Origin of the sequence: Planktothrix pseudagardhii (genome assembly GCF_904830925.1) — a bacterium.
Taxonomy (GTDB): domain Bacteria; phylum Cyanobacteriota; class Cyanobacteriia; order Cyanobacteriales; family Microcoleaceae; genus Planktothrix; species Planktothrix tepida.
Genome location: NZ_LR882967.1, coordinates 1820346 through 1841887, shown reverse-complemented (window position 1 = coordinate 1841887; position 21542 = coordinate 1820346). Strand labels below are relative to the sequence as shown.

14 protein-coding genes, 2 tRNA genes, 2 rRNA genes, 4 pseudogenes and 1 riboswitch are annotated in these 21542 nt (G+C 42.7%); of the genes and pseudogenes, 7 read left to right on the top strand and 15 right to left on the bottom strand.

Going from position 1 to position 21542, the window contains the following annotated elements; all coding sequences use genetic code 11:
- Nucleotides 1-99: 99 nt before the first annotated feature.
- From NMK36_RS07845 to NMK36_RS07795, 11 genes and pseudogenes are all read right to left on the bottom strand, one after another.
- Nucleotides 100-270: pseudogene (locus tag NMK36_RS07845) on the bottom strand (IS701 family transposase); the annotation flags it as partial.
- Between the two features lie 22 nt (nt 271-292).
- Nucleotides 293-916: a 4Fe-4S single cluster domain-containing protein gene (locus NMK36_RS07840; RefSeq protein WP_072720785.1), complete on the bottom strand. Its 624-nt coding sequence runs from the start codon at nt 914-916 to the stop codon at nt 293-295.
- 146 nt (nt 917-1062) lie between these two features.
- A complete protein-coding gene (locus NMK36_RS07835; protein ID WP_254173469.1) occupies nt 1063-3078 on the bottom strand; it encodes a ribonuclease catalytic domain-containing protein in 2016 nt (671 codons plus the stop codon).
- A gap of 8 nt (nt 3079-3086) precedes the next feature.
- The gene (gene rpsR / locus NMK36_RS07830; RefSeq protein ID WP_026788747.1) at nt 3087-3302 is read right to left on the bottom strand and encodes a 30S ribosomal protein S18; all 216 of its coding nucleotides are present in this window, start codon (nt 3300-3302) and stop codon (nt 3087-3089) included.
- 82 nt (nt 3303-3384) lie between these two features.
- Nucleotides 3385-3573, bottom strand: coding sequence for a 50S ribosomal protein L33 (gene rpmG / locus NMK36_RS07825; RefSeq protein WP_072720783.1), 189 nt, complete (start codon nt 3571-3573; stop codon nt 3385-3387).
- Between the two features lie 39 nt (nt 3574-3612).
- Nucleotides 3613-4146 carry an RDD family protein gene (locus NMK36_RS07820; protein WP_072720782.1) on the bottom strand — a complete coding sequence of 178 codons (534 nt, stop codon included), beginning with the start codon at nt 4144-4146 and terminating at the stop codon, nt 3613-3615.
- A 154-nt stretch (nt 4147-4300) separates the two neighbouring features.
- Nucleotides 4301-7186, bottom strand: a 23S ribosomal RNA gene (locus tag NMK36_RS07815).
- 206 nt (nt 7187-7392) lie between these two features.
- Nucleotides 7393-7465: transfer RNA gene (locus NMK36_RS07810), tRNA-Ala, on the bottom strand.
- A gap of 12 nt (nt 7466-7477) precedes the next feature.
- Nucleotides 7478-7551 (bottom strand) — tRNA-Ile (locus NMK36_RS07805).
- Nucleotides 7552-7675: 124 nt separating this feature from the next.
- Nucleotides 7676-9166: ribosomal RNA gene (locus NMK36_RS07800) — 16S ribosomal RNA — on the bottom strand.
- Together the 16S and 23S rRNA genes with 2 tRNA genes alongside form the textbook arrangement of a ribosomal RNA operon.
- 619 nt (nt 9167-9785) lie before the next feature.
- Entirely contained in the window at nt 9786-10400 is a 615-nt protein-coding gene (locus NMK36_RS07795; protein ID WP_254173468.1) for a hypothetical protein, read from the bottom strand.
- Nucleotides 10401-10447: 47 nt separating this feature from the next.
- Between NMK36_RS07795 and NMK36_RS07790 the strand changes: the two are divergent.
- From NMK36_RS07790 to NMK36_RS07780, 3 genes and pseudogenes are all read left to right on the top strand, one after another.
- A pseudogene (locus NMK36_RS07790) lies at nt 10448-10813 on the top strand (DUF29 domain-containing protein).
- Between the two features lie 111 nt (nt 10814-10924).
- Nucleotides 10925-11893 (top strand): annotated as a pseudogene (locus tag NMK36_RS07785) (IS701 family transposase); the annotation flags it as partial.
- Nucleotides 11894-12020: 127 nt separating this feature from the next.
- Nucleotides 12021-13232 carry an ISAzo13 family transposase gene (locus NMK36_RS07780; protein WP_072721577.1) on the top strand — a complete coding sequence of 404 codons (1212 nt, stop codon included), beginning with the start codon at nt 12021-12023 and terminating at the stop codon, nt 13230-13232.
- A 267-nt stretch (nt 13233-13499) separates the two neighbouring features.
- On the opposite strand, the pseudogene NMK36_RS29085 reads toward NMK36_RS07780, so the two are convergent.
- A pseudogene (locus tag NMK36_RS29085) lies at nt 13500-13832 on the bottom strand (TerB family tellurite resistance protein); the annotation flags it as partial.
- A gap of 1139 nt (nt 13833-14971) precedes the next feature.
- On the bottom strand, nt 14972-15562 hold the full coding sequence (locus NMK36_RS07770) for a hypothetical protein (protein WP_254173466.1): 591 nt from the start codon (nt 15560-15562) through the stop codon (nt 14972-14974).
- A 272-nt stretch (nt 15563-15834) separates the two neighbouring features.
- On the opposite strand from NMK36_RS07770, the gene NMK36_RS07765 reads away from it, so the two are divergent.
- From NMK36_RS07765 to NMK36_RS07750, 4 genes are all read left to right on the top strand, one after another.
- Nucleotides 15835-16086: an AbrB/MazE/SpoVT family DNA-binding domain-containing protein gene (locus tag NMK36_RS07765; protein ID WP_072720779.1), complete on the top strand. Its 252-nt coding sequence runs from the start codon at nt 15835-15837 to the stop codon at nt 16084-16086.
- Between the two features lie 41 nt (nt 16087-16127).
- The gene (locus NMK36_RS07760) at nt 16128-16562 is read left to right on the top strand and encodes a hypothetical protein (RefSeq protein ID WP_254173465.1); all 435 of its coding nucleotides are present in this window, start codon (nt 16128-16130) and stop codon (nt 16560-16562) included.
- A 21-nt stretch (nt 16563-16583) separates the two neighbouring features.
- Nucleotides 16584-17096, top strand: a complete 513-nt coding sequence (locus NMK36_RS07755) for a hypothetical protein (RefSeq protein ID WP_254173464.1) — start codon at nt 16584-16586, stop codon at nt 17094-17096.
- A gap of 102 nt (nt 17097-17198) precedes the next feature.
- Nucleotides 17199-18404: a Coenzyme F420 hydrogenase/dehydrogenase, beta subunit C-terminal domain gene (locus NMK36_RS07750; protein ID WP_254173463.1), complete on the top strand. Its 1206-nt coding sequence runs from the start codon at nt 17199-17201 to the stop codon at nt 18402-18404.
- 118 nt (nt 18405-18522) lie between these two features.
- Here NMK36_RS07750 and NMK36_RS07745 read toward each other — a convergent pair whose 3' ends face one another.
- A complete protein-coding gene (locus tag NMK36_RS07745; protein ID WP_072720775.1) occupies nt 18523-18729 on the bottom strand; it encodes a hypothetical protein in 207 nt (68 codons plus the stop codon).
- 34 nt (nt 18730-18763) lie between these two features.
- A riboswitch (Glutamine riboswitch) is annotated at nt 18764-18855 on the bottom strand.
- Between the two features lie 170 nt (nt 18856-19025).
- The gene (gene typA / locus NMK36_RS07740) at nt 19026-20816 is read right to left on the bottom strand and encodes a translational GTPase TypA (RefSeq protein ID WP_254173462.1); all 1791 of its coding nucleotides are present in this window, start codon (nt 20814-20816) and stop codon (nt 19026-19028) included.
- Between the last annotated feature and the right edge of the window lie 726 nt (nt 20817-21542).

Here is a 21542-nt window from a genome sequence, read left to right as displayed (position 1 = left end):
CCGTTGCCAGCTTTGGAGGATTATTGCTAACCTTACATTTATTATAACTCATTTGGAAGTGCTATATTGGTTACTGTATTAACGGGACTTGAACAAAGTTCAAGCCCAAACAAGCCCCAAATTACTTAGGTGTAAAGCAAATACGTCATGATTCTCTTGGAGCCAAGCGACAAATCGATAAGATATAGCTGTTCTAAAAGCGGATAAAGCATCAGTAAATGTTTTTAAGGGTTTGTTAGCCCAACGCCGTCTTAATCCTCCAGTTAACTTTCGTTTCTTTCTGCCTACCTACTTAATCATCTAAATTCATGTGACCTTGAAATCCCGTAATAATTCTTCGTCCATCTTTAAGAATATGAATTTCAACTTGATCTGAAGCCCAAGTGAGTTGATCTTGTAATTCCAAATTAAAAACGTGAACCCGTTGATTTCGAGAAGAAACTAAAGAATTCGGAGAATGAATCGCTAAGGATTCTGTATAAGGGCCATCAATTAAAATATCCAATTCTGCTAATAAATCTTGAGCGTGGGGAGGCGCGTCTATAGATTTTAATTCTGCTAAAGTAAACCCTGTAAAGGACATAACATTAAATCCTTTCGCTTTAACGAGTTTCGCTAATTGAGTTAAAGCTTCAGCCTGCCAAAAGGGTTCGCCCCCTGAAAATGTTACCCCTTGATTTCGAGGATTTTGTAAAATTTGTTCCGCTAGAGCTTCAACCGCAATTAACTGATTGGGTTTAAATGACCAAGACTCAGGATTAAAACACCCCGGACATTCCCGTAAACACCCCTGAACCCAAACTACAGCCCGACATCCAGGGCCATTGACCTCGGATTCATCCACATAACCCATAATATTGAGATATCCCGATGGAATAAATAGGTCAGAGGGGGGTACGGACTTCACGGTTTTCATCAGGTTCTCCTTCCAATGATGTTTTAGAGACGGGTTCTGGGACGTTTCTACCAGGGGTGAAAATCTTGATCTCTACCTCTACCTTGGCTTGCTTTTTGACAACTCAAGCTAATATTAATGATTTTTACAGATCTTTAGGAGAAATCCTAAACCATTGATGAAGCAGTCGGAGTAATAATTTCTTGAAATTGAATCACATCCAAACGGGGATCAACATGACTGACTTTCACTTCAAACTGTTCTCCAACTTCCACAGAACGACTAAATCGCATCGGTAATTCTAAGGCTAACTCTTCTAAAAACACTAACCCTAAATTGGCATCTTCCCGCAACCATCGCAACATCGTAGCTTGCCAAATTTCATCGCTATTACGCCGTAAAAATTCTAAACTCCAATAACGATTCGTTTCCCGTTCGACTTTAGAGGCTTCCTTCACCGCAGGCCCTAAACTCATCACCATTTCCTGCATCTGTTCTACAGAAAAAGGTGGGGTTTCTCCTCGCAGATGGGCTTTAATTTGAAAATGAGCCAACAAATCACTATAACGGCGAATGGGTGATGTCACCTGGGTATAAGTCTCTAACGCCAAGCTTGCATGACGCGAAGGAGTCAAACTGACCTCGCTACGAGGCATATAACGCCGCATGGCACAAGCTCTAACTGCCCCTGGTGGCAATTGCATTAATTCTTCTTCCGGGGGTAATTCTGGCTGCGGTTGACTGCGATACGGTAAAGCTAAATTATGGGTTTGGCCATAACGGGCGGCGACTTCCCCGGTTAAAATCATCATTTCCGCCACCATTTGCCGGGACGGGGAATCTTCTAAAACCGTAATACTAATTTCCTCCCCATTCACCTTAATCAGCGACTCTGGCATATAAATACTAATCGCCCCATTCGCATTTCGCCATTCCTTGCGACGTTTAGCCCAGATCGATAAAGCATCAATTTCAGGTTCCCCTTGAATCCCAATTTGCAACATCTCATCCACATCGTCGTAGGTGAGGCGATAGGTTGGTTTAATGGTACTGACATGAATACTATACTCTTCTACCCCACCCGTTGCGTCCAAAACCACACCAAAACTCAAGGCACAACAAATTTGGCCCTGAACTAAACTCATCGGCCCCGTTGCCAATTCTGAGGGGAACATGGGAACCATTCCCGTCGGCAAATAAACCGTTGTGGTTCGCCGACGAGCTTCTAAGTCCAGTTCATCTCCAGGGCAAATTAAACGAGTCGGATCAGCAATATGAATCCAAATTCGTTGTCGTCCATCGTCCAAAATCTCTAAGCTTAAACCATCATCAATCTCACGGGTACTCTCATCATCAATGGTATACACCTTCAGATGAGTCAGATCTAAACGGTTAGCATCGGGATCTGGAGGAGGAGAATTTAAGCAACATCGAGCTACTTCAAGCACTTGAGTTGAAAATTGGGTGGGAATTTGACTCCGACGTAGAGATAGGTTTTCATGCAGACCCCATATCCCTAAGTCTACTAACAGTTGAAACGCAGCTTGGGGCGTTTGAGGTCGTTCCAAAGTTGCCAACGTTTCTAAAGCTGGTGAAATATTGGAAGCTTCTTCTCCATAAAGTGCAAAACGCTCTAACGCATCCAAGCGGGTACGATCACTATTTTGCCATTCTACCACTTCACCCGCTAGTCTCTTTTGTACCCGCAGCCAATATTCTTGAACTTCCCGTTGCTTTTGCTGTTCAACTTCCTGCTGATGTTTAATCTCTGCAACTTGATTAGGAGAGCGAGGTTCGTAGCGAGCGCCCTTCTGTTTGAAGTAGAGTTTATCATTAGACAACAGGACATAACTGGCATAACATTGAGGCGGACTCTGCTCTGAGAACAAAAGCAGAGCCATTTCTTTGGGGTCTACGGTATCTCCTTGCTCTACTAAAATTTCCCAAGCCACCTCTAAACTTGACGGATCAAGATAAGGCTGCAATTCTTTAGTAAACGCCCGAATATCCCCAGGTTTGTATGTAGCCCCCGTTACCTCATAAGCAATTTGCCGAGGGTGAACCGTATGAGCTAGGAGGTTTTCATCAATAACAACCCAGTGTTTTTTACCTTCAGGTCGGTCAGCAACGGCGAGGCGACGCTCCCCGTGTAATCTAAGCTCAATCAGAGTACCCTTTTCCACAGATAAAATTAGCCTTCCTTGTTCACAAAAGGCAACATAGCTAGAATTCTAGCCCGTTTAATGGCTTGTGTCAGATCTCGTTGCTGTTTGCAGGTCAGCCCGGTAATCCGACGTGGTAAGATTTTACCGCGTTCTGTAACAAATTTCCGCAACAGTTCGATATCTTTATAATCGATAGGAGTTCCAGGTTTAATGGGGGAAACTTGACGACGGAAGTAAGTCATGCTGAAATTAATCCTCTATGAATTGCTGAAATTGGTTTAAGAGTGGAAGTTAGTGTTTCAGGGATGAACACCAACCGGGTCATTACTTAATTTCTTTGTGAGCCGTGTGTTTGTTACAGTGGCGACAAAACTTTTTCAGTTCTAAGCGTCCTGTTGTATTCCGACGGTTTTTGGTTGTGGTATATCGAGACACCCCTTGGGAACGCTTATCCGAGTTTGTACGGCACTCCGTACATTCTAAAGTAATAACGAGGCGGACACCTTTAGCCATAATTGTAAACAGTTTTGATTATTTAAGCACAAATATTTATTATTTCATCTCTCGCTTCACTTTGTCAATAAAATAGCGAATTTTCACATCCAGGGAGTAGCCCCGTCTGCTACCAATCACAATCGTATGCCCAATACGGTCATGAACCGTCTGAGGGTGACGACTGGTATCGAATAAAACGGCTCCACAATCTATGATAATAGGCAGCATCAATAACAAAATTGCGGCATTTCCAGAGGCTAGATTCCCTAAACCGAGCAGAAACAGAAAAGCACCCAACCCTATCACCACTTCTCTTTTTGCTAGTTCTAAAAGGCGAGGGGTTCGGTAAAATTGGCTGTCAACTACTCGAATATCAAAAGCCCAGTGTCCCAAACTCTGTCCTTGATTTTTAGATACGACAACAACACGACAGACTAACCAACTAATCATAAATACAAATAAGAGAGTTAGGCCATTAGCACTTAAAGCAAAACAAAGTAACCCAACCAACAAGAAATCAATCCCTAAAGCCGCATAACGACGCCACATGGGTACTTTAGGATCAGGTACAGGGATTAAATCAGAACTCATGATCACAGCCAAATAACCAATATTCTTAAAAATAACAAAACCTCTTTCTAATTAATCAGAAAGAGGCTTGATTTTTTGATTGAATTGATTGAATTGATTGAAAAAATATAAACAAAACATTGAAGACTGCATAGAGAAACAGAAGAAAAGAGATGAGGTCAAGCCCTCGGTCTGTTAGTGTGTCTCGGCTGCATCCATCGCTGGACTTCGACCTAACACCTATAAACGGGTGTTCTGCCCGTGACCTTACTTGGTTAAGCCAATGAGAGTAATCATCTTGAGGTGGGCTTCCCACTTAGATGCTTTCAGCGGTTATCCACTCCGCACATGGCTACCCTGCGTCTACCGTTGGCACGATAACAGGTACACCAGAGGTGCGTTCCTCCCGGTCCTCTCGTACTAGGGAGGACTCCTCTCAATACTCTTACGCCTGCACCGGATATGGACCGAACTGTCTCACGACGTTCTGAACCCAGCTCACGTACCGCTTTAATGGGCGAACAGCCCAACCCTTGGGACGTACTTCCGCCCCAGGTTGCGATGAGCCGACATCGAGGTGCCAAACCTCCCCGTCGATGTGAACTCTTGGGGGAGATCAGCCTGTTATCCCTAGAGTAACTTTTATCCGTTGAGCGACGGCCTTTCCACACAGTACCGTCGGATCACTAAGGCCGTGTTTCCACTCTGTTCGACTTGTAAGTCTCACAGTCAAGCTCCCTTATGCCTTTACACTCTGCGAATGATTTCCAACCATTCTGAGGGAACCTTTGCGCGCCTCCGTTACATTTTAGGAGGCGACCGCCCCAGTCAAACTGCCCCCCTGAAACTGTCTTGTTCCCGGATTCACGGGAACCAGTTAGAATTCTAGCCTCTCTAGAGTGGTATCTCACCGATGGCTCCATCATCCCCACAAGGATGACTTCAACGCCTCCCACCTATACTGCGCAAGAGAAGCCCGAACCCAATTCCAGGCTACAGTAAAGCTTCATAGGGTCTTTCTGTCCAGGTGCAGGTAGTCCGTATCTTCACAGACAATTCTATTTCGCCGAGTCTCTCTCCGAGACAGCGCCCAGATCGTTACGCCTTTCGTGCGGGTCGGAACTTACCCGACAAGGAATTTCGCTACCTTAGGACCGTTATAGTTACGGCCGCCGTTCACCGGGGCTTCGGTCATCAGCTTTAGGTTTCCCCTGACCGACTTCCTTAACCTTCCGGCACTGGGCAGGCGTCAGCCCCCATACTTCCTCTTTCGAGTTGGCGGAGACCTGTGTTTTTGGTAAACAGTCGCCTGGGCCTCTTCACTGCGACTTACTTTCATAAGCACTCCTTCTCCCGAAGTTACGGAGCCATTTTGCCGAGTTCCTTAGAGAGAGTTATCTCGCGCCCCTGGGTTTTCTCAACCTTCCTACCTGTGTCAGTTTCGGGTACAGGCATTGATAAATTAACGGTTTTAGGGCTTTTCTAGGAAGCTTGATGCTCTCTACTTCCCCTCCTTAGAGGGTCGGACTCCCGCCTTAGCTCAGTCTGTTTTCTCCAGACCTCAACACCTTGAACGGTTGCACCGGTAACCATCGTCCGGCTAGCACACACCTTCTCCGTCCCCCTGACCAATCTACCAATGGTACGGGAATCTTCACCCGTTGTCCATCGACTACGCTCTTCAGCCTCGCCTTAGGCCCTGACTTACCCTCCGTGGACGAGCCGTGCGGAGGAACCCTTAGGATTTCGGGGTGTAGGATTCTCACCTACATTTTCGCTACTCAAGCCGACATTCTCACTTCTGGTTCGTCCACATCTGCTTTCGCTAATGCTTCTCCCTACGCCAGAACGCTCCCCTACCAATACAATACAATCATATTCCACAGCTTCGGTACATCACTTAGCCCCTTTCATTTTCGGCGCAGCAACGCTTGACCAGTGAGCTATTACGCACTCTTTTAAGGTTGGCTGCTTCTAGGCAAACCTCCTGGTTGTCTGAGCATTCCCACCTCCTTTCTCACTTAGTGATGATTTCGGGACCTTAGCTGGTGGTCTGGGCTGTTTCCCTCTTGACGATGGAGCTTATCCCCCACCGTCTGACTGGTTGCTTTCCTCTGGGTATTCAGAGTTTGACTCGATTTGGTACCGCTCTCGCAGCCCGCACCGAATCAGTGCTTTACCCCCCAGATTTTTCTGCAACCGCTGTGCCTCAACACATTTCGGGGAGAACCAGCTAGCTCCGGGTTCGATTGGCATTTCACCCCTAACCACACCTCATCCGCCGATTTTTCAACATCGGTCGGTTCGGACCTTCACTTGGTTTTACCCAAGCTTCATCCTGGACATGGTTAGATCACCCGGGTTCGGGTCTAAAAACGATGACGACTTCGCCCTGTTCAGACTCGCTTTCGCTTGGGCTTCGACCTCTTCGGTCTTAACCTGCCATCGCCTTTAACTCGCCGGCTCATGCTTCAACAGGCACGCGGTCATCCGTTTAATCGGACTCCCACTGCTTGTAAGCTGACGGTTTCAGGTTCTATTTCACTCCCCTCCCGGGGTTCTTTTCACCTTTCCCTCACGGTACTGTTTCTCTATCGGTCACACAGGAGTATTTAGCCTTACCTCGTGGTCGAGGCGGATTCACACGGACTTTCACGGGCTCCGTGCTACTCGGGATTCAGCTTGGCTCTTCAAACTTTCGACTACAGGACTTTCACCTTCTCTGGTGCAGGTTTCATCTGCTTCGTCTAATTCTCTAAGTCCAGTCTTGCTGTCCCACTACCCCAACTGGATACCCAGTTGGTTTAGGCTGTTTCCCTTTCGCTCACCACTACTGGGGAAATCGCTTTTGCTTTCTTTTCCTCGGGCTACTAAGATGTTTCAGTTCGCCCGGTTCGCTCATCTACATCTATGGATTCAATGTAGTGTTTCTAGGTTGCCCTATTCGGATACCTCCGGCTCATTGCTTGCTTCCCGCTCCCCGGAGCTTTTCGTCGGTCGCCACGTCCTTCTTCGCCTCTGTGTGCCAAGGTTTCCACCGTCAGCCCTTTCTATCTTGACCAATTCTCTTTTTGAATCACTGTTCGTTTCCGAACTCCTGAACACCAAAATTTTCCGGGTTTTTTCTTCCCGGTTTGGGTTTCATTTTTGATCCCTTCTGATTTTTCTATGCAGTTTTCAAGGTTCTGGCTGGAACATTTCCAGCATTTACTCTTTCTGGTGATGAAAGCTGTAGTGCTAGTTTGTTCTCGGTTTTGATGGGTTTAGTGGAGGTAAGCGGACTCGAACCGCTGACATCTGCCTTGCAAAGGCAGCGCTCTACCAACTGAGCTATACCCCCACATTGTTTAGGTGGGCCATCCTGGACTTGAACCAGGGACCTCACCCTTATCAGGGGTGCGCTCTAACCACCTGAGCTAATAGCCCTTTTACCCAACCTAGTTGACGTTTGAAAGTCTCTTTTTCTTTTTCCTAGTTCCGACCTGGGATGACTTCTGTGAGTGCTTTTTTTGTTGGGATTTGGCACTTCTCCAGAAGTAGGTCTCCCTGAAAAGGAGGTGATCCAGCCACACCTTCCGGTACGGCTACCTTGTTACGACTTCACCCCAGTCATCAGCCCTGCCTTCGGCACCCTCCCCCCTTGCGGGTTAGAGTAATGACTTCGGGCGTGGCGAACTTCCATGGTGTGACGGGCGGTGTGTACAAGGCCCGGGAACGGATTCACCGCAGTATGCTGACCTGCGATTACTAGCGATTCCTCCTTCATGCAGGCGAGTTGCAGCCTGCAATCTGAACTGTGCCAAGGTTTCTGAGATTCGCTCTCCCTCGCGGGTTGGCTGCTCTCTGTCCTTAGCATTGTAGTACGTGTGTCGCCCAGGACGTAAGGGCCATGCTGACTTGACGTCATCCTCACCTTCCTCCGGTTTGTCACCGGCAGTCTCGCTAGAGTTCCCAACTTAATGATGGCAACTAACGACGAGGGTTGCGCTCGTTGCGGGACTTAACCCAACATCTCACGACACGAGCTGACGACAGCCATGCAGCACCTGTCTTCTGGTTCCCTAAGGCACTCCCCCCTTTCAGAGAGATTCCAGAGATGTCAAGTCCTGGTAAGGTTCTTCGCGTTGCATCGAATTAAACCACATACTCCACCGCTTGTGCGGGCCCCCGTCAATTCCTTTGAGTTTCACACTTGCGTGCGTACTCCCCAGGCGGGAAACTTAACGCGTTTGCTCCGGCACGGCCCGGGTCGATACAGGCCACACCTAGTTTCCATCGTTTACCGCTAGGACTACTGGGGTATCTAATCCCATTCGCTCCCCTAGCTTTCGTCCCTCAGTGTCAGTTGTAGCCCAGCAGAGCGCTTTCGCCACCGGTGTTCTTCCTGATCTCTACGCATTTCACCGCTACACCAGGAATTCCCTCTGCCCCTACTACACTCTAGCTCTCCAGTTTCCACTGCTTTTACGAAGTTAAGCCTCGCTCTTTAACAGCAGACTTGAAGGGCCACCTACGGACTCTTTACGCCCAATCATTCCGGATAACGCTTGCATCCTCCGTATTACCGCGGCTGCTGGCACGGAGTTAGCCGATGCTTCTTCCTCAGGTACCGTCACTTTCTTCTTCCCTGAGAAAAGGGGTTGACAATCCAAGAACCTTCCTCCCCCACGCGGTCTTGCTCCGTCAGGCTTTCGCCCATTGCGGAAAATTCCCCACTGCTGCCTCCCGTAGGAGTCTGGGCCGTGTCTCAGTCCCAGTGTGGCTGATCATCCTCTCAGACCAGCTACTGATCGTCGCCTTGGTGCGCTCTTACCACACCAACTAGCTAATCAGACGCAAGCCCCTCTGTTGGCGATTAATCTTTTACCTCTCGGCTCATCCGGGATTAGCAGTCGTTTCCAACTGTTGTCCCCGTCCAACAGGCAGGTTCTTACGTGTTACTCACCCGTCCGCCACTAGAATCCTAAGATTCCCGTTCGACTTGCATGTGTTAAGCAGACCGCCAGCGTTCATCCTGAGCCAGGATCAAACTCTCCATTTTGAAGAATTTGTAGCTCTTCTGTTGACTAGACTTGCTAGTCATGTTATCTTTTGGGAGTCCTCAGTCTTTATAACTGATTCCTCTCCTGATTTTTTGACTAGGAGTTCGTTAATTCGACTTTCAAACGTATTATTTTTTCTAGGTTCGGTGCGCTTTCGGTTCTTTCGTCTCTCAAGCGCATTTACCAATGTATCTAATCTCTTCAGGTTTGTCAACCCCTTTCCTTGACTTTTTTTTGCTATAGGGGAAATCGTTGTCTGGTAATGGTTTTGGCTTCTCCAAATCTTGGAGAGCTTGGAAATTTAACTGGCGACATAACGAAAATCCAGGGAAAATTCCTTGAACGTAGGCTTAGGGCTAGAATCTTTCATAACTTCAAGGCAGCTTGGTGTCCATTTGTAAAGGTTACTTAGGGCATCGTATAGACCCTAAGCACCGATAGCAGCAGGATAAGTATTGATGGGAGTGTGTTCTGCCTGCGAGAATTTAGAACAATAATATATAGTCATCAGCGACGGGATAACGAACCGAACCTGGCAATAAACTCCTTCTGAGCTTGACCAATTCCTGATATTCGTTATTATTGAGTCGGTTTATGATCATAGCCATAATATTAGATTCAAACTTTTGCCCACAGCGCAACACCACCACCTCTTCCCCTCGCAGCAATCAAGTTAGGGGTGATTACAAAAAAGGCAAAAAAAGCTTGTTTTTTGATAGAATCTTGATAAAATTGTTGAGCATTACTTGGAGTTCCAGGCATTTTTCCATTGTAGAGGTTTAATCCTAAGAATTTAGCCGTAAGACAGGTAAAGTCAAAAGCTAGAATATTGTTTTTCCCTACAAATTTAGCAGGGCCAGTTAGGATTAAATTCAACCCATCCAACTGAACAGAATTTTGAATAATTCCTGCATCTATTTCCGAGGGTGGATTGAAGGGTAACAGGGGATGGGGATATTGAGAATAGATAATTTGTAGACTCAAAAATCGAGGAATATAAAACCCGCTTCCGATAAAAACTCCGGCTTTTTTACGGAGTTTATGGGTTCCACTTACCCAACACAGTTGCCAAGTTCCAACTAAGGATTCAAAACTATAGTGTTCTTTGTTTTTTTTCGCCCAATGTTCACATCGAATTAAACTTTCAGCAACAATATGAGAGTCAATTTTTTGTTCTTGACCCGTTAACACAAATTTAGCTACTTTATCTAACAACAGAATATCATTTTGCATAAAATTTGGTACTATCGACTATTGGTTGTGAATTGCTATAGAAATTTATATTAAATTTATCCTATCATAAACGTCAAGAGTTAAGAAACTGTTTAGGAATTTTACTTGGTCATTTACTGAAGTGGCAGTTTCAACCCAGTAAACGCTCTAAAAGTTAGTTTGTGGCTCTTCGGGGACAACGCCGAGAGATTGGATATTTATTAACAGGAAATCCGAGTTTAAAACCCTATCTTCCTGAAGCTTTACACAAAGGTTATCAAAGTGGAATTGACTTAGCTGTACGCGAAACATCCCTAACTGATCAGGATTTTCCCACAGAATGTCCCTATACCCTAGAGGAAGTTTTAGACACTGAATTTTTCCCCGGAGAACCTTCTGATACCTTCCACAACAAGAAAAGGAACCAGAAGTGACTCAGGGGACTTGCACTACTTTTTGATAAACTATCTATCCCTCTTCTGTCAGTCTCCGAGGAGTAAAATTAGAAAATAAACCAGATGGGTAGCTAGAAGGGGGATAGGGTAATGGATGTAGAATTACAGATGATCAAACATTTAGCCCGAGATGCACAACCAACAGTTTCAGTGATTGATGAATATTGTCAAGGTTATAAAGACCTATTCCCAGAAGTGAGAAGTTACGAATGTTTTAAATACTTACATCTAGGAATTATCTCACCAATTCCGAGAAAATCTTTACCGGAAATTGCTAAAATAGTAGGAATTAGGTCGCCACAATCACTGCATCATTTCTTAGCCAATTCGCCTTGGTCAGCAAGGGAATTAAAGGAAAGAAGATTAGCCCGAACTCTAAAAGCATTGAAAGGAGAGAAGATTATAGTAATAATTGATGAGACAGGAGATAGGAGAAAGGGAAAAAAAACCGACTATATAGCTAGACAATACTTGGGAAGTGTGGGCAAAACAGATCGGGGAATAGTATCAGTTAATGCTTACGGTGTTTATAAAAATATAACCTTTCCTTTAGTGTTTAGAGTATTTAAACCCAAAGGAACATTAAAAGAAGGAGATGTCTACAAAACTAAGATTGAAATCGCATCAGAAATTCTAACAGAATTGGTTGATTGGGGATTTCAGATTGAATTGGTATTAGCAGATAGCCTTTATGGTGAAAGTAGTTCGTTTATCAGTACATTAGATCAATTTCAAATTCCTTGGGTACTAGCAATAAGAAGTAATCATGGAGTCTGGATGTCAAGCGAGCAGAAAGTTAGAGCCAACAAATGGTGTAAATTTGAGAGGATTTTTAGCAATCAAGAATCAGAAACCAGATATATTAGAGAAATCATATTTGGGAAAAGAAGTACAAGAACCTATTGGGAAATTACCACAGATCCAGAAACGATGCCAGAAACATCAACTTCGTTTGTCATGACAAATTTAACAGAGAAGAGAAGCCAGATGAAAAAGACATTAGGTAATTTATACGGGTTAAGAACATGGGTGGAATATGGATTTCGACAATGTAAGGAATGAAAAAGTAATAACTTGATGGGCTTCAGGTATAATGAAGTATAGGCACTGATGGCAGATTTTACAAAAATTGAGAGAACCGGGCAACGGATTTTTCGATTAAACTACACAACTTAACTTAAAACCTATGTTTTATTCTAGTTCAATTGAGGAAGAAATGAAAAAGTTTTATAACTCTTTATCAGAAAAGGATAAAAGAAGATATGCAGCGATAGAGGCTCAAAAACTGGGATGGGGAGGAATTAGTTATATCATCAAACTGTTGGGTTGTACTCGAAACACAATCGTCCGAGGAATAAAAGAGTTAAAAGAACTGGATGAACAGACTATTAATGATGTAAGAATTAGAAAAAAAGGAGGAGGAAGAAAAAGTATTTTTTCCACCCAAATTGGAATAGATGAAGCCTTTTTAGAAGTGTTAAAGTCCCGCACAGCCGGAGATCCTATGAACGAGTCAATTAAATGGACTAATTTAACCCACAAAGAAATTGCTTTGGGACTTAAGGAAGCCGGATTTAATATCAGTCCTCCCACCGTAAAGAAACTCTTAAAAAAGCATGGGTATGTCAAGCGAAAAGCACAAAAAAAGCAAACTACAGGAATTAATAAAGACCGAAATGCTCAATTTGAAAATATTGCTAGACTCGATACCCTGTATAGAGAAGCCGGTAATCCTATTATTAGTTTTGACACTAAAAAGAAAGAAGTTTTAGGGAATTTATATCGTCCAGGTACTCTGTATACAACTGAGCCTGTTACTACTTGGGATCATGATTTTTGGAGCTTAGGTCATGGAAAAGTCATTCCCCATGGCATTTACGATACTCAAAAAAACCGAGGATATGTAACATTAGGTAACAGTAAAGATACCAGTGAATTTGCTTGTAATGCTCTTAAACATTGGTGGAATCATTATGGAAAAGCTCTCTATCCTCATGCCAATTCGATTTTAGCTAAGTGTGATGGGGGTGGCAGTAATAATGCTAATCATTATATTTTTAAACAAGATTTACAAAAGTTAGTGGATGAAATTGGAATTGAGATCAGAATTGCTCATTACCCTCCCTATACATCTAAATATAATCCCATTGAACATCGACTTTTTCCTCATCTAACTCGAGCTTGTCAAGGAGTGATTTTTACCAGTCTTGGTTTGGTCAAAACTCTCATGGAAAAAACTCGTACTAATACAGGGCTATCTGTCGTTGTTAATGTCGTTGATCAGGTCTATCAAACGGGTCGGAAGGTAACTGATCATTTCAAAAAAACTCTGAAAATTGTTTTTGATGAATATTTACCCAAATGGAACTATCGAGCCGTACCTCAACTCACTCATTAATCCATTTATTGATTTTTCATTCCTTATTAGTGGGTTTTCATAAATTAATTGAGAATATTAATCAATTTCAATCTTATTTTCCCAATGGATAACTCTACTTTTTATTACTTGTTGATTTCGGAGAGTGACAGAAGAGGGATATGATAATTTACAACCTGGAGAAAGATAACGATTTCGTATATCTCGTCTCTTACGGTAAGGAAAACCATCTACCATTTCATAAATAATCGCTCCTGAACTAAGATTCATAATTCGTCGAAGTTCTTCAGCATCCTCAAGAGGAATACATAATTTACGAGCCATCCGATCATGTAATTTAACTTCTTCAGGAACAATAACTCCATCAGAGATCGCTAATTCCCAAGCCGTTTTTAGTAACAAACGATGCTTTAATTGTTCTTTAGGGCTTTGTTTACAATATTCCTGACGGTGAGGTTCGTCAAAAAGTAAAGTTGTTTCAAAAACCTCGTCAAAAGTTGCTCTCTTTTTCATAGATTCTAAAACTCGATTTTTATCTTTATCTTGCATTCCAGAACATACAATTAATCGCTGAAGTGTATCTTTTTCCTGTTCATCAAGATGTCCGTCTGCCCATGCCATAGGTAAGCTACAAATTAAGATATCACCTAGAAAAGCACTCATTTTAGCACTTTCTTCTTTATTCTTAAGGGTAGCTAATCCACTTAAAATACCAACAGTCGCTAATGCACCAATTCCTATCGGTGCTGCAACTGTCAAAAGTCCATAGGTTGTGGCACTAACAACAATTCCTCCTGTTGATAATCCAAAGAAACTTTGAATCCCTGTCCAAATACCAGCTTGAACAAATACCGATGATGCAGCAGAAGCAGCACCTACACCAGCCAAGCTACCAATTCCTAATCCAGCAGAAACGTTAGCAATATCCTTAATCCAAGAATCAAAACTATCTGTTACAATTTGTCTTAATTTGTCAGGATCAACTTGTTGCTTTTCAGGTAGAGATTGTTTATCTAAAAAGAGTGTTAATCCCTGAACCTGATAATTAACTGCCTCCTCAAAATTGCTAAAGTTTTGAGGATTATTTTTTCTTTCTTGTTGAAGTTTTTCTGAAAAATCTTTAATGCTATTTTGTACTTTATTCCATGAGTTACCTAAAATTTTATGCAAGTCATTAATATCATTGAATAGATCCTCAACTCCTGCATAATGTGCTTCGGCTTGCAATTTTTTTCGATAGTATTCTCCATTTAAGTTAAAAATGAAGTCTAATGATGTTAGTGCAATCACAATTGATAACATAGATGCTACAGGTACAGTAACCACGCTAATGATAGGTATTGCTGTTCCTGGCACAAGAGAATAAGCCATGAAAGATAGAATGCTTCCTAAAAGCAAGAAACAGGCATTTAAGTAGCGCCACCCTAGTGCATCAGGACTGCTATCTTTCCAAAGTATAGTTAACAATTTGATGTAACTTGGTATTTTAGGAATTCTTGAAATTGTGAAGGCTAAAATATTAGTTGCAAGTGGGATAATTATACTAAAAATACTACCTAATATGGGAACTGAAAGATTAAGGACTAATGGTAGAAAAAGTGGCATTTTTATTCTCCTGTTAACGCTTTTTTTGAATATAGGGTAAGATCGACTACCCAAGTACCAAACCCACTGACTATTATTGGTCACTAAACCTGTAGAAACATCAGTTATTGATTCTGATAGATGGTTGAGCTTTGTATTTTGACGATTAGTGATGTTTAATCATTGGGCTTGCTGATACTTTTGATAAGGTTTATTTTATTAGAAAGATCGGCTAGATCTCGTTGTTTCCAAAACTCATCTCGTGCTGCTTGTTCCGCTTCTAATTTCGCTTTTTTCGCAGTTTCTAAATTTTCATTGAGTTTATTTGCGATCGCATTTCCTAACTGTTCTTGTTCTAAATTTCCTAGATGATCATCGACTAACTTTTTAATCCCATACCCTGCTAACCCCACAACCGCACCTGCTGCCACAACAGGGGCCATTCCAATTCCAACGGCTGTTCCCGCCACCGCTAAACCCATACCACCCACAACCGCAGAAACCCCAGCACCTCCAGCCGCACCTACCGCTATTGCACCTAACGCCGTTGCATCTCCTTCTTCTAAGGCTTTTTTCGCACCATAAGCTGCTGTTCCCACCACTGCACCTGCGGCTACAACGGGTGCTGCACCGACCGCTACACCCCCAAAACCACCGACTAACCCCATCCCGCCAACGGTTGCAGCTACTCCGCTTCCAACGGCTGCCCCTGTCGCTGCGTAACCTGTCGCTTCTTTTAAATTGTCTTCAGATTGTTGCTGACTCATAACTTTAATCTTCCGTAAAAGAGGGGTTTTAATTAACCTGCTCTAATCTTAATAGAACTCAACAGTCAAAAACATCAGTAAAATTACGGTTTTTTTTAGAGTATTAACTTAAGGATACTGAGATTTGATTGCACTTAGTTTTGTGTTTAAATTAATACATTGCCAGAGTTCTGCTTAAGGATGATTGTAAAAATGGTAAAATCTCCACTTCAGCGATTTTAGCCATAAATGTAATACAATACAGTAAGGACTATTAGTAAAAATTCTTGCTCATGGCGAGTACAACCGTAACCAGTAAAGGACAAGTCACAATTCCTAAAGTCATTCGAGACTACTTGAAACTCGATACAGGTAGTAAAGTGGAATTTGTCATTGATGAAAATGGACAGGTAAAAATTCTTCCTGTGAATGTTTCGGTTGAAAGTTTATCGGGGATTTTGCATCGTCCTGGGATGAAAAAAGCAAGTTTAGAAGACATGGAAGCTGCTATTTATAAGAATGCAAATGATTGGACTGGATACTAATATTTTAGTTCGGTATTAAAAATATCAGACAGGAGGATTGAGTGGCATCGGGTGAGGGAGAAACTATCGAAATTATTGAAGCAGATATTATTGATTCAACAGTTGAGGTAGGAAGTGGTTGTATTTGGCGAGGGAAGGGTCAAGAGCCTCAATGGGATAATGCTAAATCAAGTAAAGCTTACGATCATATTATCCGCCATCATGGTTCCAAGCTCAAATCCAGTAACTTACAAGGAAGATCAACAAGTACAAATCAGGATCAAGGACAATGGTTAAATGTTCAAGATTGGGTAATAGCAGAAAAGTTAATCCCTAAATATTATGGGCAGTACATTATTAAGTTTAATCGTCCGATTGGTAGAGTTTATCATTCTGATAGCAGGATTACTGAAAACGTTTATTATGTTGAAATTGGGAGAAAGTATGACGGAACAATTAAATATGCTTATCCAGTTGTTCAGCCTAAATCAAAATAAGTCAAAGCTAGGTAAATTAGCATGAAAGAAATAACGAATTTTAGTTTTAAAATTGATGATCAAAATGTAGAAAATTACGCCTTACCTCCAGAAGATCCATTAGGAGAATTATCTGATTTTGAATTAGGGTTACGACGTTTTTGTTATGAGCATAATCAACGAGTTATCTGGGAAATTGGTGAGATCCAGTTTACTGTATTTTTTGACCCTGATATTTGTATGTTATTTGAAGATCGCTTTCCCGAACAAATTGGTCAATTAGAACAGGGTCAAAATATTCGGATAGATTTTGTTGAAAGTTGCCATATTACGGTTATTTTAACCCATGAGGGTGAGCAGCTTAATTGTCAATTAAGGGAGTTTAATGATCAGTACAATCAGTATAATTATAAGTTGGATAAACAGCAAGTTTTAGTAGAGTTAAGAGCAATTCTGGGGGGGTTAATGTTATTGGCTTCGCAACTAGGTTATGTCACGGTAGAAGATATGGCAGAGTTTATTAAACCAGCTTTTTCTTTCCCCATGAGAGTCTAACACGCGAAACTTTTGAGTAGGTTTTAAAGCATTTCAAATTGGTTCGCCCTGCGGTAAAATATGGGCTAGAACAATCTGGAAAATAACAAAACCTAACTATCAATGACTTCACTACAAGAACCAGCCAAACATCTCAAAGCTAAAGGTATGAAACCAGGGGGTCGTCGCCCTGCGAAAGAACTCTGTAGCGAGTGCGGTCTGTGCGACACCTATTATATTCATTATGTGAAAGAAGCCTGTGCGTTTTTGAATCAACAAATTGCCGAATTAGAAGCAGAAGCTCACGGACGTCGCCGTAATTTAGACAACTGGGATGATGTTTATTTTGGAGTGCATCAAGATATGATGCAAGCTAAGAAAAAACAACCCATTGAAGGCGCACAATGGACGGGAATTGTGAGTACCATTGCCATTGAAATGCTGAACCGAGGGTTAGTTGAAGGGGTGGTTTGTGTTCAAAATTCAAAAGAAGACCGTTTTCAACCTCAACCTGTAATTGCCAGAACCCCGGAAGAAATTTTAGCTGCTAAAGTTAATAAACCTACCTTATCCCCCAATTTATCAATTTTAGAACAAATCCAACAGTCAAATTTAAAAAAACTGTTAGTGATTGGGGTGGGCTGTCAAATTCAAGCTTTGCGGGCGGTTGAGAAAGAATTAGGGTTAGAAAAACTCTATGTTTTGGGAACGCCCTGCGTTGATAATGTCACCCGTGCGGGATTGCAAAAATTCTTAGAAACGACAAGTAAATCCCCAGATACTGTTGTTTATTATGAATTTATGCAGGATTTCCGAGTTCATTTTAAACATGAGGATGGTTCTGTAGAAACGGTTCCATTTTTCGGGTTAAATACAAAAGAATTAAAGAATATTTTTGCCCCCTCCTGTTTGAGTTGTTTTGATTATGTCAATTCTTTGGCGGATTTAGTTGTAGGATATATGGGGGCAACGTTTGGGTGGCAATGGATTGTAGTTCGCAATGAAACCGGACAATTCATGTTAGATTTAGTTCGAGATCAACTCGATACTCAACCTGTTATCGCTCAAGGCAATCGCAAACAAGCGGTGCAACAAAGTATTCCCGCCTATGATAAAGAAGTTACATTACCGATGTGGGCTGCTAAATTAATGGGGGTAGTGATTGATAAAATTGGCCCCAGAGGGTTAGAATATGCTCGGTTTTCGATTGATTCTCACTTTACTCGCAATTATCTGTATGTCAAACGGAATCATCCTGAAAAGTTAGACGCTCACGTTCCTGATTTTGCTAAAAAAATTGTAGAACAATATCATCTACCGAATTCCTAAACCCAAAAAACCACGCATAAGTTTGAAAATACTTGTGTGTGGTAGAATACAATTAATGAAATTGACGAAGATACCCATCAATTCTCTCAGGTAAACCTATAGCCTTGATTTGGAGTGTTTATTGGGGATTTTGAGCTAGTTTAAGGCCCATGAGGGGGACTGCTAAAATTAGCAACACCAACCAAGGTGCTAGAACTAAACTCGCTAACAAACCAACCAAAGCAATTCCCCTTGCAATAACCTGAACGATTTCTTCGTTGGTGCTTACACTCAGTAAAGCTGCAAAAATGGAAATTGCAAGGGATAACAAAGAAGGTACTAACATCACTACCAACCTTTCATTTGAGGTAAAACAGTGTTGTGCGTTCCTTCGGGAAAATTCCCTACTTCCGTCTTCTCCAAACAACTAAAATATCACCCTCCTGTTTAGTGCTTGGGGGAGATGAACGATTTACTATTGATTTTTATTATTAAAATTATACCACGTTTAAGAAAAAAATATATAGCGGAACAGGGAACAGGGAACAGGGAACAGGGAAAGACGGAAAAAAATATTAGGAAAAACAATAAACCCCTGTAGAGACGCGCCATGGCACGTCTCTACAGGGGTTTAAGGGAAGTTTAACGTTTTACTAACTTCTTGCTGAGTTTGCGTAGACGAATAGATTCGGGTGTAACCTCCACTAATTCATCAGAGCTAATGTATTCTAAGGCTCGTTCTAAACTCATATCCACAGGGGTTTGTAACTGAACAAGTTCATCTCCGGTGGCGGAACGATGGTTGGTCAATTGTTTGGTTTTGCAGACATTGAGTTCTAAATCTTGAGGACGGTTGTGTTCACCCACAATCATGCCTTTATACACCTTAGTACCGGGCTTAATAAAGAACACCCCTCGGTCTTCGGCATTTTTCATGGCGTAGAAGGTACTGACTCCTTCTTCAAAGGAAATCAATACGCCGTTACGACGGGCTTCAATATCTCCCGATAAAGCCCGATATTCGAGGAAACTGTGGTTCATAATGCCTTCCCCACGAGTCATCCGCATAAACTCCCCTCGGAAGCCAATTAAACCCCGTGCGGGAACAACAAACTCTAACTGAGTCCGTCCATTACCGCCAACGTGCATATCCTGCATTTCCGCCCGTCGTTGACCTAAGCGTTCAATACAGCTACCCACGCCTTCTTCGGGTACGTCTAAGACCAAATATTCAAAGGGTTCAAAGGGTTGACCGTTGACTTCCCGATAAATCACCTGGGGTTGGGAAACCTGGAACTCGTACCCTTCCCGACGCATAGTTTCAATTAAAATACCGAGGTGTAGTTCTCCCCGTCCTGAGACTAAGAATTTATCCGGGGAGTCGGTTTCGTCCACACGCAAAGCAACGTTTGTTTCTAATTCTCGCATTAAGCGATCGCGTACTTGCCGCGATGTCACGAAAGTTCCCTCTTGTCCCGCAAACGGTGAGTCATTCACCGAGAAGGTCATTTGTAAGGTCGGTTCATCGACTTTAATTAAGGGTAACGCTAGAGGTTCATTGGGACAGGTAATCGTTTCCCCAATATTAGCATCGGCAAATCCAGCCACCGCTACAATATTTCCAGCAGATGCCTCTTGCAGTTCAATTCGTTTTAAGCCTTCAAATCCCATTAATTTGGTAATTTTGCTCTTAACAATACTACCGTCTTCTTTCATTAAGGCAGCTTGTTGTCCGGCTTTAATCACGCCATTATGAATTTTACCAATCACAATGCGCCCGACATATTCAGAATAATCGAGGGTGGTGACTTGCATTTGTAGGGATTTTTCCACATCTCCCACTGGGGGTGGAACATATTCGAGGATATACTCAAACATCGGCTGCATATCTGAGCTTTCTTCCTCTAGGGTGCGTTTGGCAAACCCCCCTAAACCGGACGCAAATAGATAGGGGAACTCGCATTGGTCATCATCAGCACCGAGTTCGAGGAATAAATCTAAGACTTTATCAACGGCGGTGTGGGGGTTGGCGCGAGGACGGTCAATTTTGTTAATCACAACAATAGGCCGTAAACCCTTTTCTAAGGCTTTTTTGAGGACGAAGCGGGTTTGAGGCATGGGCCCTTCGTTGGCATCAACGATTAAAATACAACCGTCCACCATGCCTAACACCCGTTCTACTTCGCCCCCAAAGTCGGCGTGACCCGGAGTATCGATAATATTAATAATGGTGTCTTTATAGCGAACTGCGGTATTTTTGGAGAGAATGGTAATACCCCGTTCCCGTTCAATATCATTAGAGTCCATGACACAATCTGGAACCTCTTCCCCTTCACGGAAAATGCCAGATTGCTTGAGAAGTGCGTCCACTAAGGTCGTTTTGCCGTGATCGACGTGGGCAATAATTGCAACGTTGCGAATGGGAAGAGACATAAGATTGGGTCTTGTAACCGAGTTTTGCAAGAAATTGAAAAAATTTCAAATATCTTAATAATTATAGCAGGAAACCGGGAACACTAGACAGCTTAACGGGAAGAAAAACCTATTGAGGATCTCAGGAGTGATGTTTCTCGGCTACAAGCTCAGGACTTCCGCAAAAGCCGGGTTTCTGGAAGCGATCGCAAATATCCCTAGAAACCGGGTTTCTCATTGAGATTAATTACCACAAATCAAGATATCTACAGAAACCCGGTTTCTGATGGCGATCGCAAATATCCCTAGAAACCGGGTTTCTCACTAAGATTAATTACCACAAATCAAGATATCTACAGAAACCGGGTTTCTGGAGGCGATCGCAAATATCCCTAGAAACCGGGTTTCTCATTGAGATTAATTACCACAAATTCAAGATATCTACAGAAACCGGGTTTCTGGAGGCGATCGCAAATATCCCTAGAAACCGGGTTTCTCATTGAGATTAATTACCACAAATCAAGATATCTACAGAAACCGGGTTTCTGGAGGCGATCGCAAATATCCCTAGAAACCGGGTTTCTCATTGAGATTAATTACCACAAATCAAGATATCTATAGAAACCCGGTTTCTGATGGCGATCGCAAATATCCCTAGAAACCGGGTTTCTCACTAAGATTAATTGCCACAAATTAAGATTTCTACAGAAACCCGGTTTCTGGAAGCGATCGCAAATATCCCTAGAA